Here is a 13,318-nt window from a genome sequence, read left to right on the forward strand (position 1 = left end):
GGCGCCCGGGGGCGTAGGGTCCCGCACGGGGCCCGCACGGGGCCCGCACGGGGGCTGCCCAGGGCGGAGCCGCCGGGGACCCCCGGGGTTTCGCCCGGACCGCACCGGCTCCGCCGAGGGGCCGCAATCGGGTTCGGTCCGGGGACCGTACGGGGTCGGGCGCCCGGGGCCGTCCGGGGTTGGGCGCCCTGGGGCCGTACGAGTCCCACACAGGGGCCGTCCAGGGTTGGCCGCCCAGGGCCCGGCGGGGGCGCGCCCCGTCCCCCGAGGGGGCACCGGTGCCGCAGCGTCCTGGATGCGGTGGCGCGCGGCGCCCGGGTACTGGCGGGGCCCCGAGGCTTCGCCCCGGCCGCACCGGCTCCGGCCGACAGGGCGATCGGCGGGGGCCCCACCCGGCGGGGGCTACGTCGGGCTCGTGTGCTCGGCGTCCGCGCGCTTCGCCGCGCGGGCGATGTTGCGGGCCATGCCGCCGAAGACGACCGCGTGGAACGGTGAGACGCTCCACCAGTACATGTGGCCCAGCAGGCCGTGCGGATGGAAGAGGGCTCGCTGGTGGTAGCGGGATCCGGTCTCCCCGGGGGCCGGCGGATCGGCGTGGAGTTCCAGCCAGGCCAGCCCCGGCAGCCGCATCTCGGCGCGCAGCCGCAGCAGCCGGCCCGGTTCGATCTCCTCCACCCGCCAGAAGTCCAGGGAGTCCCCCACCCGCAGCCGTGCCGCGTCGCGTCGGCCGCGCCGGATGCCGACCCCGCCGACGAGCCGGTCCAGCCAGCCCCGTACGGCCCAGGCCAGCGGGAAGGAGTACCAGCCGTTCTCCCCGCCGATGCCCTCCACCACCCGCCACAGCGCAGCGGCCGGGGCTTCGACCGCCAGCTCCCGGCTGTCGGTGTAGAGGCTGCCGCCCGCCCAGTCGGGGTCGGTGGGCAGCGGGTCGCTCGGCGCGCCGGGGACGGCGGCGGAGGACCAGCGGGTGGTCACCTTGGCCTCGCGGATCCGCCGGAGGGCCAGCTCGAGGGCCTCGTCGAAGCCGATGGGCGCGCCCGGCGGGTCCGGGACGTGGGCGGCGATGTCGTGCTCCGCGCACACCACCTCGTGCCGCAGGGATTCGGCGAGCGGCCGGGCCAGCGCCCTCGGCACGGGGGTGACCAGGCCGATCCAGTGGCTGGACAGCCTCGGGGTGAGCATCGGGACCCGCAGGATGAGGCGGGCGGGGAGGTGCGCGACGACGGCGTAGCGGCGCATCATCTCCTCGTACGTGAGCACGTCGGGCCCGCCGATGTCGAAGTGCCGGTTCACCTCGGGCGGCATGCCCGCGCTGCCGACGAGGTAGCGCAGCACGTCGCGGACGGCGATCGGCTGGCAGCGGGTGCCGACCCAGCTGGGGGTGACCATGACGGGCAGGCGTTCGGTCAGGTAGCGCAGCATCTCGAAGGACGCGGACCCGGACCCGATGACCACGGCGGCGCGCAGCACGGTGGCCGGAACGGCGCCCGCGAGGAAGATCTCCCCGACCTCGGCGCGGGAGCGCAGGTGCGGTGAGAGGTTCCGCGGCGGGACGTCCACGGGGGTGAGCCCGCCGAGGTAGACGATGCGGCCGACACCGGCGGCTTCGGCCTCGTCCGCGAAGGCCCGGGCGGCTTCCCGGTCGCGTTCCTCGAAACGGGATCCGGTGCCGAGGGAGTGCACGAGGTAGTAGGCGACGTCGATGCCGTCCATCGCGGCGGCGAGGGACGAGCGGTCGGTGACGTCTCCCCGGACGATCTCGGCGTCCCCGGCCCAGGGGTGGTCGCGCAGTTTTTCCGGGGTGCGGGCCAGGCAGCGGACCCGGTGCCCGGCCTCCAGGAGGTCGGGCACGAGACGTCCGCCGATATATCCGCTGGCCCCGGTGACCAGGCAATTCTTGCCCGTCATGGCTGTCTCCGCTCCTCGATCCCTGTCCTTCGGTACCCCGACCCCCTGCCTTCGGTTCCCCGCGACGCGCCGGATCGGATGCGGGATTCCCCCGTACGGCACATCCAAGACCCCCCTCGGCTCCGAAGAGGGGGTGACGGGGGGCGGGTGACGAGAGGGGAACACGATGACCGAGCGAGGGGCGCCGCGCCCGCGGACGGCCGTGATCGGTGGGGGCGTATCGGGGCTGACGGCGGCGTACGTGCTGGCGCGCTCGCACGAGGTGACCGTCTACGAGGCGGACGACCGGCTGGGCGGGCACGCGCACACCCACGAGGTCAAAGGGCCGGACGGGGTGGTGCGGGCGGTGGATTCCGGGTTCATCGTGCACAACGACCGCACGTACCCGCATCTCCTGCGGCTCTTCGGCGAGTTGGGGGTGGCCACCCGGCCGACGACGATGAGCCTGTCGGTCCACTGCGAGGGGTGCGGGCTGGAGTACGCGGGTGCGCGCGGGCCGCGCGGGCTCTTCGCCCGCAGCCGATCCGCCGTGAACCCTCGGTACCTGCGGATGCTGGCACGGATCCCGGCGTTCCACCGGCGGGCGAGGCGGCTGCTGGCCACGGCCGACACCGTCGGCACCGAAGGGGCGGGCGGTGGCGAGATCACCCTCGCCGAGTTCCTCGAACAGGGCCGCTTCGGGGCCTACTTCACCGCCCACTTCGCGATCCCGCTGGTCGCCTCGGTGTGGTCCTGTCCGCCGGACACGGCGCTCGGGTACCCGGCCCGGTATCTGTTCCGGTTCCTGGAGCACCACGGCCTGCTGTCGGTGGGCGGCTCGCCGGCCTGGCGTACGGTCGAGGGCGGCTCGGCGCGCTACGTGGAGCGGGTCCGCGAACGGCTGGACGCCGTGTACACGGCGACGCCCGTACGGGCCCTCGCGCGCACCCCGCAGGGCGTGTCGGTCACCACCGCCCGCGGGGCCACCGCTCTCTACGACGCGGTGGTCGTCGCGGTCCACGCCGATCAGGCGCTGCGCCTGCTGGCCGATCCGACGGACGCGGAGCGCGCCGCGCTCGGCGCCTTCCGCTACTCCCGCAACCGGACCGTGCTGCACACCGACGACTCGGTGCTGCCGAGCGCGCCCGGCGCCCGGGGCTGCTGGAACTACCGGCTGTCGGGGTGCCTGCCGGACGACGCGCACGTACGGGTCAGCTACGACATGAACCGGCTCCAAGGGCTGGACGGGCCGGAGGCGTACGTGGTCACGCTGAACGCGGGCGATGCCGTACGGCCGGGGTCGGTCCTGGCCGAGATGGAGTACGAACACCCCGTCTACACCACGGAGTCGGTGGCCGCCCAGCGGCTCCTGCCGGCCCTGTCGGGTCCGGTGACGGCCTTCGCCGGGGCGTATCACGGGTGGGGGTTCCACGAGGACGGCTGCCGTTCGGGCGTGGAAGCCGCCGCCGCGCTGGGGGTGTCGTGGTGAGCCCCGCCCCGGCGGACCCGCGTCCGGCGGAGCCCCGCCCGGCGGAGCCCTGCCTCTACCTGGCCGACATCCGGCACGTCCGGTCGGGCGGGAGCCGCTACCGGTTGCGGCACCGTACGTACCTGTGGCTGGTGGACCTGGACCGGCTGCCCCGCCTCCCCCGGCCGCTGCGGTCGCTCGCCCGGTTCGAAGCCCGTGATCACTTCGGCGGCGGCGCCCCCTCGATCCGAGCCGGACTGGACGCGTTCCTGGCGGCGCGCGGCGCCGGACTCCCGCCGGGTTCCCGGGTGTCGATGCTGGCGCACGCCCGCGTGTTCGGCCACGTCTTCAACCCGCTGACCGTGTACTGGTGCCGCGGCCCGGACGGCTCCCTGCGCCAGGTGGTCGCCGAGGTGCACAACACCTACGGCGAACGGCACTGCTACCTGCTCCCGCCGGAAACCGCCGGGTGCGGCCGGGGCGCCAGGGGTGACCGCGGCGACCACGGTGACCGCGGCGATCTCGAAGTGTCCCCCGTCCCCAAGGAGTTCTACGTCTCCCCCTTCCTCGCCGTGGAAGGGGCCTACCGCATGCAACTGCCCGAACCGGGCGAACACCTCGCACTGACCGTCCGGCTGGCCGGCGGGACCGACGGCGCCCGCCTGACCGCGACCGTCCGCGGCGAACGCCGCCCCGCCGGCGCCCGCGGGCTGCTGCGCGCCGCGCTGCGCCGGCCCTGGTCCACCGCCGCCGTCAGCGTCGGCATCCGTTTCCACGGCGTCCGGCTGTGGCTGCGCGGCCAGCCGGTCCGGCCGCGCCCCGTACACGTACCCCAGGAGGGCCTGAAGTGAGCACGTCGACCACCACCAACACCGCCGCCGCCCCGGCCGTGCCGCCCTGCTCCCGGGCCAGGGCCGCCGTCGGGCGGCTGCTGATCCGCCGGGCCCTGGACCGGCTGCCGCTCCAGGTCCGGATGGGCCCCGACGGGACCCTGGGGCGGGGCGGCCCCGCGATGGCGGTGTACGACCCGGACGCGTTCGAGCGCCGGATCGCGGCCGAGGGGCTGATCGGGTTCGGCGAGTCGTACCTGGCCGGGGAGTGGGACGCGCGCGACCCGGTCGCCGTCCTGACGGTGCTGGCCGGGCACGTGACGGGGCTGGTGCCGGCTCCGCTCCAGCGGCTGCGCGGCCTGTGGGCCTCGCGGCACCCGGCCTCGGACCGGAACACCCCGGACGGCTCGCGGACGAACATCCAGCGCCACTACGACCTGTCGAACGAGCTCTTCGCCGAGTTCCTCGACCCGACGATGACCTACTCCTCGGCGGTGTTCGCCGCCCTGCCCGCCACCCCGGAGCTGCTCGCCGAGGCCCAGCACCGCAAGATCGACATGCTGCTGGACCTGGCGGGGACCGGCCCCGGGACCCGGCTGCTGGAGATCGGCACGGGCTGGGGCGAGCTGGCCGTCCGGGCCGCCCGGCGCGGTGCGCACGTGGTCACCCTGACCCTCTCGCGGGAACAGCGGGAGCTGGCCCTGCGCCGGATCGCGGCCGCCGGGCTGTCCGACCGCGTCGAGGTGCGGCTGTGCGACTACCGGGAGGCCGAGGGGAGCTACGACGCCATCGTGAGCGTCGAGATGATCGAGGCGGTCGGCGCCGAGTACTGGCCGGTGTACTTCGCCACGCTGGACCGGCTGCTGGCGCCCGGCGGGCGGGTCGCGCTCCAGGCCATCACCATGCCGCACGAGCGGATGCTCGCCACCAGGGACACGTACACCTGGATCCACAAGTACATCTTCCCCGGCGGCATGCTGCCGTCGGTACGGGCGGTGGAGGAGGTGGCGCGCTCGCACTCCGGGCTGCGCGTGACCCGATCCGAGGCGTACGGGGCCCACTACGCGCAGACGCTGCGGCTGTGGCGGGAGCGCTTCGCCGAGCGGGCGGACCGGGTGGCGGAGCTGGGCTTCGACGCCGCGTTCCGGCGGATGTGGACCTTCTACCTGGCCTACTGCGAGGCCGGTTTCGCCTCGGGCTACCTGGACGTGCACCAGTTCCTGCTGACGCGCACGGCCCCGGAGGGGCTCGCCGCGGGCGGTGGTGCCCGGTGAACTGGGGCGCCTTCGGGCTCAACCTGGCCGTCTCGGCGGGGGCGGCCCTCGCCGTGATGCTGGCCGCCTTCGCCATCGGGGTCCGGCTGCGCCGGCACCGCGGGGTGGACGTGGCCTGGGGCCTGGGCTTCGTCGCCGTCGCGGTGGCCACGTACGCGCAGTCGGGCGGCCGGCATCCGCTCCCGGCGGTCCTGGCGGTGGTGTGGGGCCTGCGGCTGGCCGGGCACATCGCGTGGCGGGGCCGGGGGCACGGCGAGGACCCGCGCTACGAGCGGATGCTCGCCAAGGCTCCGGGCCACCGCAACCTGTACGCGCTGCGCATGGTCTACCTGCTCCAGGCGGGCCTGGTCTGGCTGGTCTCGCTGCCCGTGCAGGCGGCGGCGTACGCGACCGGGCGGCCCGGGGCCCTGGCGGTGGCGGGCACGGCGCTGTGGCTGTGCGGGCTGCTCTTCGAGGCGGTCGGCGACCACCAGCTGGCCCGCTTCAAGGCCGATCCCGCGAACCGGGGCCGGATCATGGACCGGGGCCTGTGGTCCTGGACCCGGCACCCGAACTACTTCGGTGACTTCTGCGTGTGGTGGGGGCTGTCGCTGACCGCCTGGACCTCGGGCGGAGCGGTGGCGGTGTCGGTGGTCTCCCCGCTCGTGATGTCGTACCTGCTGATCGGCGGCAGCGGGAAGCGGCTGCTGGAGCGGCACATGGCGGACCGGCCCGGCTACGCCGCGTACCGGGCCCGTACCAGCGGTTTCCTGCCGCTGCCGCCCCGCCGGCCGCGGCGCCAGGGCGGCTCGGAGCGGGCGTGATCGGCCGGCTACCGATATCGGGACGCGTTGGTACAGTCGCGGCATGGCGGTGGACGAGCTCGACACACGGATCCTGCGCCTGCTGATCGAGCAGCCGCGCACCAGCGTCCGGGAGTACGCCCGGATCCTCGGCGTCGCGCGCGGCACCCTCCAGGCCCGGATCGACCGGCTCGAACGCACCGGGGTGATCACCGGGACCGGGCCGGCGCTCTCCCCCGCCGCCCTCGGGCATCCGGTCCTGGCCTTCGTGCACATCGAGGTCACCCAGGGGCACCTGGACGAAGTCGGCGACGCGCTGGCCTCCGTGCCGGAGATCATCGAGGCCTTCTCCATCACCGGCGGCGGGGACCTGCTGACCCGGGTGGCCGCGCGGGACAACGCTCATCTGGAGGACGTCATCCAGCGGCTGATCCGGCTGCCCGGTGTGGTGCGCACCCGTACCGAGGTCGCGCTGCGCGAGCGGGTGCCGCACCGACTGCTCCCCTTGGTCGAGTCCGTGGGACGAGCAGCACGGAAACCCTAAAAATGCTGACAAGATGGACGGGACAGGAGCAGGACAGGCACCGGCAGGACCGGCACCGGCAGGACGGGCACAACGGATGATCTCCGTCATATTCGATCTCGACGGCACCCTCGTGGACAGCGAGCCGAACTACTACGAGTCCGGGCGGCGCACCCTCGAGCGCCATGGCGTCCCCGATTTCACCTGGGAGCAGCACGCCCGGTACATCGGCATCGGCACCCTGGAGACCCTGGAGATCCTCCGGGACGAGTACGGGATCACGGCGCCGGTGGAGCAGCTGCTCGCCGAGCAGAACGCCGCCTATCTGGAGCTGGCCCGGACCCACACCGAGGCCTACCCCGAGATGCGCGCGTTCGTGCGGCGGCTGCACTCCGAGGGCGTCCCGATGGCGGTGGCCTCGGGTTCCTCGCTCGAGGCGATCGACGCGGTCCTGGCGGGCACCGGGCTGGACGCGCTGCTGACCACGGTCGTCTCCGCCGAGGAGGTCGCGCAGGGCAAGCCCGCCCCGGACGTGTTCCTGGAGGCGGCGCGCCGGCTGGGCGCGGAGCCCGCCGACTGCGTGGTCGTCGAGGACGCGGCGCCGGGCGCCCTGGCCGCCCGGGCGGCGGGCATGCGGTGCGTGGCGATCCCGTACGTGGCGGCCATGGCGGACGACCCCGCCTTCGCGGCGGCCGGACTGCTCTTCCCCTCCGGGCAGGCGGAGTTCAGCGCGGAGAGCGCCTACAGCTGGCTGACCGCCGCGCAGGCGGCCTGAACCGTCCGGACCACCCCGGGCCCGGCGGCCTCCGCCGGCGGTCCGGGGTCCCGTACGCTCCAGCGTTCCCTGACGTGCTCTGGTTTCCTGGCGGCGGCGCTGTCACCATGCCGGGGTGACCGCCACCCTGACGCCCCCGGGCTCCGAGCGCGGACCGCGCCGCTGGCCCCTGGTGGGGAACCTGCCCGCCTTCGCCCGCGATCCGCTGGCCTTCTTCGAGTCGCTGCGCGACGAGTACGGGGACTGGGTGCCCTGGGCGCTCGGCCCGCAGCGCAACGTGCTGGTCTCGCGGCCTGAGCACGCCGGTGAGCTGCTCGGCGCGGTGGAGTCCACCTTCAGTCCGACCGAACTGGGCTGGGCCTTTCGGCAGTTGCTGGGCAATGGGGTGGTCGTGGCCACCGGTGAGGACTGGCGGCGCAAGCGGGCGCTGGTCCAGCCCTCGGTGCGTCCGCGCCAAGTGCGCGCGTACGCGGCCACGATGGTGGAGTGTGCCGACGCGCTGGTCTCCGGCTGGAGCGACGGCGCGCGGATCGACGTGCACCGGGAGATGGCCGGACTCACCCAACGCATCGCGGTGCGCACCCTGTTCGGGAGCGACGCCGCCGGCCGGGAGGCGCCCATCAGCGCGGCCATGGCCACCGCGCAGCGCGAACTCGGCGCCGAGTTCCGGGGCGTGACGATGTTCCTCCCGCCCTGGGTCCGGACTCCGGGCCGGCGCCGGATGCGGGCGGCCGTGGACGTGCTCGACCGCGAGATCGAGCACGTCATCCGGGAGCACGAGGCGGCCTCGGCGGCCGGCGAGGAGCGGGACGACCTCCTCGGCAGGCTCCTCGCCGCCCGCGACGAGAACGGCGCGCCCTTGTCGCGCACGGAGCTGCGGGACGAGTCGATCACCCTCTACATCGGCGGCCACGAGACCACGTCGACCACCTTGACCTGGGCCTGGCAACTGCTCTCGGGGGCACCGGAGGCCCGCGAGCGGCTGACGGAGGAGCTGAACCGGGTACTCGGCGGCCGGCTGCCGACCTACGAGGACTACGCGCGGCTGCCCTGGACCCAGCAGGTGGTCAAGGAAGCACTGCGGATCTACCCGCCGATCTGGCTGATCTCCGCGGTGGCCGGGGAAGGCGCCACGCTCGGCGGCCGTCCGGTACCGGCCGGCCTGTCGGTGTGGATCAGCCCGTGGTCGATGCACCGGGACGCGCGCTGGTTCCCGGAGCCGGAGGCCTTCCGCCCCGAGCGGTGGTCCGCCGAAGGGACCGCCGCCCACCAGATCCCGGAGCACGCCTGGTTCCCCTTCGGCGGCGGCCCGCGCGCCTGCCTGGGTGCCCGCTTCGCCCTCGTCGAGGCCGCACTGGTGCTGGCCGTCGTGGCCCAGCGCTTCCACCTGGACAGCGGCCCGACCCGCGCGAGGGTCCTCCCGGGCCTCACCCTCCAGCCCCGCGACCCGGTGCTGGCCACCCTCCGCGCACACCGCCCCTGACCGGTCTTGTCCCGACGGGAGAGATCGCCGTCCCAGAGCGCGAGACGCCATTGACCCGGCGCGGGCGAATGGCTAAGTTTCGCCGCATGTTGCGTTCAGTCATGCTCACCACGCGCGGTCACATCGACCTGCTGCGGGTGGCCTCCGCCGCGTGTTGTCGCGGCTGCTGACGCCCTTTCCCCTGTGACACGAGCGCTCCGCGCTCTCCTTTCGCACGCCCTGATCCGCTGATCCCCTGAGCCCCGGCCCTCCGCGGCCCCGGCTCCCGCGGCTCCGCCGGCTCCGGCTCTCCGCACCCCCGCAGCCCCACGAACTCCGCCGCCGTACACGGCGGGTGGGGTCGATGGGCGTGGAGACCGAGGGGCGTGCGCTTCCTCCTGCCCCACCCCTCCCCTCCCCGCCCCTCCCTCTCCCCTTCCGTGGAGCACCCATGACTCTCACCAGCCATGCTCGACCGGACATATCCGTCAAAAGAGCATCCGTGCACTCGGTCGGCGCCGCCCCCGTACTCGTACCCGTCGTACCCGCCTCGGCGAAACGGCGCTCCCCGCCCCGCTGGGCACGGCGCACCATCGGACCGCTCCTGCTCCTGGCCGCGTGGCAACTGGCCAGCAGTGCCGGCTGGTTGCCCGCCGACGTGCTCGCTCCGCCCTCGACCATCGCGCGCGCCGCCGCCGGCCTGATCGGGGACGGCACCCTGCCCGCCGCGATGGGGGTGTCGCTGCAGCGCGTGGCGATCGGCCTGGTCCTGGGCGGCACGGTGGGGACGGTGCTGGCGCTGCTGTCCGGACTCTCGCGGCTGGGCGAGGACCTGATCGACGCGAGCGTGCAGATGCTGCGCACGGTGCCGTGGGTGGGGCTCATCCCGCTGTTCATCATCTGGATGGGCATCGGGGAGGCGCCGAAGGTGGCGCTCATCGCCCTCGGAACGGCCTTCCACCTGTACCTGAACGTGTACGCCGGGATCCGCGGGGTGGACGAGCAACTCATCGAAGCGGGCGGGGCCTTGGGGCTGGGCCGCTGGGGCCTGGTACGGCACGTGGTGCTGCCCGGCGCGCTGCCCGGTTTCATGACCGGGCTGCGGTACTCCCTCGCCACCGGCTGGCTGGCCCTGGTGTTCGGCGAGTCCATCAACGCCGACGCCGGGATCGGGTTCCTGATGAACCAGGCCCGCGAATTCTTCCGCACGGACGTCATCGTCGTCTGCCTCGTCGTCTACGCCTTCCTCGGCCTCACCGCCGACCTCATCGTCCGCGCTCTCGAAAGGCTGCTGCTGCAATGGCGACCGACCTTCACCGGCCAGTGACGGCTGCCGCCGCCACCGGCACCATCGCGGCGGACCCGGCCGACCCGACCGACCCAACCGACCCGACCGGCCCGGCCGATACCGCCGTACGGGTCCGGGGCCTGACCCGGTCCTTCGACGGCCGGGCCGTCATCGACGGACTCGATCTGACCTTGCGTGCCGGTCAGTTCACCGTGCTCCTCGGCCGCAGCGGCTGCGGGAAGTCCACCCTGCTGCGGGTGCTCGCCGGTCTGGACCGGGAGATCGAGGGCGAGGTCCTGGTGCCCGAGCGCCGGGCGGTGGCCTTCCAGGCTCCCCGGCTGATGCCCTGGAAGAAGGTCTGGCGCAATGTGCTGCTCGGCCTGCCCGGGCGCCCCGAACGGGAGCGCGCGGAGCGGGCGTTGGCCGAGGTCGGGCTGGAACACCGGACCGATGCCTGGCCGAAGACCCTGTCCGGCGGCGAGGCGCAGCGGGCCTCCCTGGCCCGCGCCCTGGTCCGGGAGCCCGATCTGCTGCTGCTGGACGAGCCGTTCGGCGCGCTCGACGCGCTGACCCGGATCAATGCCCAGCGGCTGGTGGCCGAGCTGTGGCAGCGGCGCGGCTGCGCGGTGCTGCTGGTCACGCACGACGTCGACGAGGCGGTGCTGCTGGCCGACCGCGTGCTCGTGATGGACGAGGGCCGCATCGCCCACGACACCGAAGTGCCGCTGGAACGGCCGCGCTCGGTCGGCGACCCCGGGTTCGCCGCGCTGCGGGCCCGGCTGCTGGCCGAGCTCGGCGTCGGCTGAGCTCCGACCGACCCCCTCCGCCTTCCCCGCCCTGATTCCCGTACGAGAGATCGAAGAGAAGCGACATGAGACGTCACACCCTGCCCCTGCTCGCCGCGCTGCTTCCGCTGTCGCTGGTCCTGACCGCCTGCGGCGGCAGTTCGGCCGCCGACACCGGTTCCGGTGCGAAGGACGGCGCCAAGAGCGGCGCCAAGGTCACCCTCAACGTGGGTGACCAGAAGGGCGGTAACGAGTCGCTGCTGCGGGCCGCCGGTGAACTGGACAAGCTCGACTACCAGATCAAGTGGTCCACCTTCACCTCCGGGCCGCCGCTGCTGGAGGCCGTCAACGCCAAGGCCGTCGACATCGGCGGCGTCGGCAACACCCCGCCCGTCTTCGCCGCCGCCGCCAAGTCGAAGATCGTGGTGGTGGGCGCCACCCACGGCTCCTCCACCGGCGAGGCGATCCTCGTACCCAAGGGCTCGGCCCTCCAGACCCCCGCCGAGCTGCGCGGCAAGAAGATCGCGGTGGCGCAGGGCAGTTCGGCCCACTTCCAGCTGATCGCGAGCCTCCAGCAGGCCGGTCTGACCCCGGCCGACGTCCAGATCACCCTGCTCCAGCCGGCCGACGCGCTGGCCGCCTTCAACAGCGGCAAGGTCGACGCCTGGGCGGTCTGGGACCCGTACACCTCCCAGGTGCTGCGTTCCGGCGCCCGCATCCTGACCAGCGGCGAGGGGATCGTCAACGGACTCGGCTTCCAGGTGGCGGCGCCCGGCGCGCTGGCCGACGAGGCCAAGAGCAAGGCCATCGGGGACTACCTGGAGCGCCTCCAGCGCGCCCAGGACTGGGTGTTCAAGCACCCGGAGGAGTGGGCCAAGGTCTGGTCGAAGGAGACGGGACTGCCGTACGAGGTGGCCTTCGACGCGGTGAAGCGGAGCAACGGCACCCGGGTGCCGGTCGCCGTGGACGATGCGGCCGTGGCCTCCGAGCAGAAGATCGCCGACACCTTCACCGAGCTGAAGCTGATCCCGGGCAAGGTCGTCTTCAAGGACTTCGTGGACACCCGCTTCAACAAGAACCTGCCGCCCTCCACCACCCCCGCGCGCACGTACGGGAAGGACTCCTGATGACGGTACGACTGCACTGGTTCCTGCCGACCGGCGGCGACGGCCGCACCCTGGTCGACCGGCACGCCTACGCCAACAACCACGCCGCCGCCGGGGTGCGCGAGCCCGACATCGAGTACCTCGCGCAGATCGCGAAGGCGGCCGAGCGGCTCGGCTTCGAGGCGGTGCTGACCCCGACCGGCACCTGGTGCGAGGACGCCTGGCTGACGACGGTGGCGCTGGCGCAGCACACCGAGCGGCTGAAGTTCCTGGTGGCCTTCCGGCCGGGGGTGATCTCGCCGACGCTGGCCGCGCAGATGGCGGCGACGTACCAGCGGATCACGCGCGGCCGGCTGCTGCTCAACGTGGTGACGGGCGGCGACTCGGCGGAGCAGCGGCGGTTCGGCGACCACCTCGGTCACGATCTGCGCTACGCGCGCACGGCCGAGTTCCTCTCGGTCGTACGGGGCGTCTGGGGCGGGCAGCCCTTCGATTTCCACGGCGAGCACTACCGGATCGACGGCGGACTGACGGCGCTGCCGCCCGACCCGCTGCCGGAGATCTTCTTCGGCGGCTCCTCGGCCGCGGCGGGGCCGGTGGCCGCCGAGCACGCGGACGTGTACCTGACGTGGGGCGAGCGGCCGCAGGAGGTGAAGGAGAAGATCGACTGGATCCGTTCGCTGGCCGAGGAGCGGGGCCGGACGGTGAAGTTCGGCATCCGGCTGCACACCATCTCCCGGGATTCGGCGAAGGAGGCCTGGGCGGCGGCGGACCGGCTGCTCGGCGACCTGGACGACGCGTCCATCGCCGCGGCGCAGACGGCGCTGGGCGCGAGCGAGTCGGTCGGCCAGCAGCGGATGCTGGCCCTGCACGGCGGCTCGCGCGACAAGCTGGAGATCTCACCGAACCTGTGGGCCGGGGTCGGCCTGGTGCGCGGAGGCGCCGGCACCGCCTTGGTCGGCAGCCACGGGGACGTGGCGGACCGGATCGAGGAGTATCACGCGCTCGGGATCGAGAACTTCGTGCTGTCGGGCTATCCGCACCTGGAGGAGGCGTACTGGTTCGGCGAGGGGGTGACTCCGGAGCTCGCGGCGCGCGGCCTGCTGGCGCGCTGAGCCGGGGCCGGGAAGATCTCGGC

The 13,318-nt window shown here is 73.8% G+C and carries 12 protein-coding genes; 11 read left to right on the plus strand and 1 reads right to left on the minus strand.

Going from position 1 to position 13,318, the window contains the following annotated elements:
• Positions 1-402: 402 nt before the first annotated feature.
• Positions 403-1,908, minus strand: coding sequence for an SDR family oxidoreductase (locus ACFYYB_RS22035; protein ID WP_389436922.1), 1,506 nt, complete (start codon positions 1,906-1,908; stop codon positions 403-405).
• Between the two features lie 166 nt (positions 1,909-2,074).
• Here ACFYYB_RS22035 and ACFYYB_RS22040 point away from each other — a divergent pair, with 166 nt between their 5' ends.
• The 11 genes from ACFYYB_RS22040 to ACFYYB_RS22090 all read left to right on the plus strand — a co-directional run bounded on the left by ACFYYB_RS22040 (position 2,075) and on the right by ACFYYB_RS22090 (position 13,295).
• Positions 2,075-3,376 carry an NAD(P)/FAD-dependent oxidoreductase gene (locus ACFYYB_RS22040; protein ID WP_389436923.1) on the plus strand — a complete coding sequence of 434 codons (1,302 nt, stop codon included), beginning with the start codon at positions 2,075-2,077 and terminating at the stop codon, positions 3,374-3,376.
• Complete coding sequence (locus tag ACFYYB_RS22045; RefSeq protein ID WP_389436924.1) at positions 3,373-4,206, plus strand: DUF1365 domain-containing protein; 834 nt, start codon at positions 3,373-3,375, stop codon at positions 4,204-4,206. The genes ACFYYB_RS22040 and ACFYYB_RS22045 overlap by 4 nt, the downstream gene beginning before the upstream one ends.
• Positions 4,203-5,459, plus strand: coding sequence for a class I SAM-dependent methyltransferase (locus ACFYYB_RS22050; protein ID WP_389436925.1), 1,257 nt, complete (start codon positions 4,203-4,205; stop codon positions 5,457-5,459). The genes ACFYYB_RS22045 and ACFYYB_RS22050 overlap by 4 nt, the downstream gene beginning before the upstream one ends.
• Positions 5,460-5,515: 56 nt before the next feature.
• Entirely contained in the window at positions 5,516-6,262 is a 747-nt protein-coding gene (locus ACFYYB_RS22055) for a DUF1295 domain-containing protein (RefSeq protein ID WP_389437236.1), read from the plus strand.
• A gap of 43 nt (positions 6,263-6,305) precedes the next feature.
• Positions 6,306-6,785: an Lrp/AsnC family transcriptional regulator gene (locus tag ACFYYB_RS22060; protein WP_389436926.1), complete on the plus strand. Its 480-nt coding sequence runs from the start codon at positions 6,306-6,308 to the stop codon at positions 6,783-6,785.
• A gap of 76 nt (positions 6,786-6,861) precedes the next feature.
• Positions 6,862-7,539: an HAD family phosphatase gene (locus ACFYYB_RS22065; protein WP_327308155.1), complete on the plus strand. Its 678-nt coding sequence runs from the start codon at positions 6,862-6,864 to the stop codon at positions 7,537-7,539.
• A 115-nt stretch (positions 7,540-7,654) separates the two neighbouring features.
• The gene (locus ACFYYB_RS22070; protein ID WP_389436927.1) at positions 7,655-9,022 is read left to right on the plus strand and encodes a cytochrome P450; all 1,368 of its coding nucleotides are present in this window, start codon (positions 7,655-7,657) and stop codon (positions 9,020-9,022) included.
• 430 nt (positions 9,023-9,452) lie between these two features.
• Positions 9,453-10,328 (plus strand): ABC transporter permease, encoded by an 876-nt coding sequence (locus tag ACFYYB_RS22075; protein WP_389436928.1) that lies wholly within the window; start codon positions 9,453-9,455, stop codon positions 10,326-10,328.
• On the plus strand, positions 10,301-11,095 hold the full coding sequence (locus tag ACFYYB_RS22080) for an ABC transporter ATP-binding protein (protein ID WP_389436929.1): 795 nt from the start codon (positions 10,301-10,303) through the stop codon (positions 11,093-11,095). The genes ACFYYB_RS22075 and ACFYYB_RS22080 overlap by 28 nt, the downstream gene beginning before the upstream one ends.
• A gap of 65 nt (positions 11,096-11,160) precedes the next feature.
• Positions 11,161-12,201, plus strand: a complete 1,041-nt coding sequence (locus tag ACFYYB_RS22085; RefSeq protein WP_389436930.1) for an ABC transporter substrate-binding protein — start codon at positions 11,161-11,163, stop codon at positions 12,199-12,201.
• On the plus strand, positions 12,201-13,295 hold the full coding sequence (locus tag ACFYYB_RS22090) for an LLM class flavin-dependent oxidoreductase (RefSeq protein ID WP_327308149.1): 1,095 nt from the start codon (positions 12,201-12,203) through the stop codon (positions 13,293-13,295). The genes ACFYYB_RS22085 and ACFYYB_RS22090 overlap by 1 nt, the downstream gene beginning before the upstream one ends.
• The last annotated feature ends 23 nt before the right edge of the window (positions 13,296-13,318 follow it).

Origin of the sequence: Streptomyces sp. NPDC002886, from assembly GCF_042888445.1 — a bacterium.
Classification (GTDB): domain Bacteria; phylum Actinomycetota; class Actinomycetes; order Streptomycetales; family Streptomycetaceae; genus Streptomyces.

Bases quoted from the DNA above. Each gene is read 5' to 3' on its own strand.
- ACFYYB_RS22085 (WP_389436930.1), top strand. From the start codon at position 11,161: ATGAGACGTCACACCCTGCCCCTGCTCGCCGCGCTGCTTCCGCTGTCG.
- ACFYYB_RS22075 (WP_389436928.1), top strand. From the start codon at position 9,453: ATGACTCTCACCAGCCATGCTCGACCGGACATATCCGTCAAAAGAGCA.
- ACFYYB_RS22065 (WP_327308155.1), top strand. From the start codon at position 6,862: ATGATCTCCGTCATATTCGATCTCGACGGCACCCTCGTGGACAGCGAG.
- ACFYYB_RS22080 (WP_389436929.1), top strand. From the start codon at position 10,301: ATGGCGACCGACCTTCACCGGCCAGTGACGGCTGCCGCCGCCACCGGC.
- ACFYYB_RS22035 (WP_389436922.1), bottom strand. From the start codon at position 1,908: ATGACGGGCAAGAATTGCCTGGTCACCGGGGCCAGCGGATATATCGGC.
- ACFYYB_RS22040 (WP_389436923.1), top strand. From the start codon at position 2,075: ATGACCGAGCGAGGGGCGCCGCGCCCGCGGACGGCCGTGATCGGTGGG.
- ACFYYB_RS22060 (WP_389436926.1), top strand. From the start codon at position 6,306: ATGGCGGTGGACGAGCTCGACACACGGATCCTGCGCCTGCTGATCGAG.
- ACFYYB_RS22055 (WP_389437236.1), top strand. From the start codon at position 5,516: ATGCTGGCCGCCTTCGCCATCGGGGTCCGGCTGCGCCGGCACCGCGGG.
- ACFYYB_RS22090 (WP_327308149.1), top strand. From the start codon at position 12,201: ATGACGGTACGACTGCACTGGTTCCTGCCGACCGGCGGCGACGGCCGC.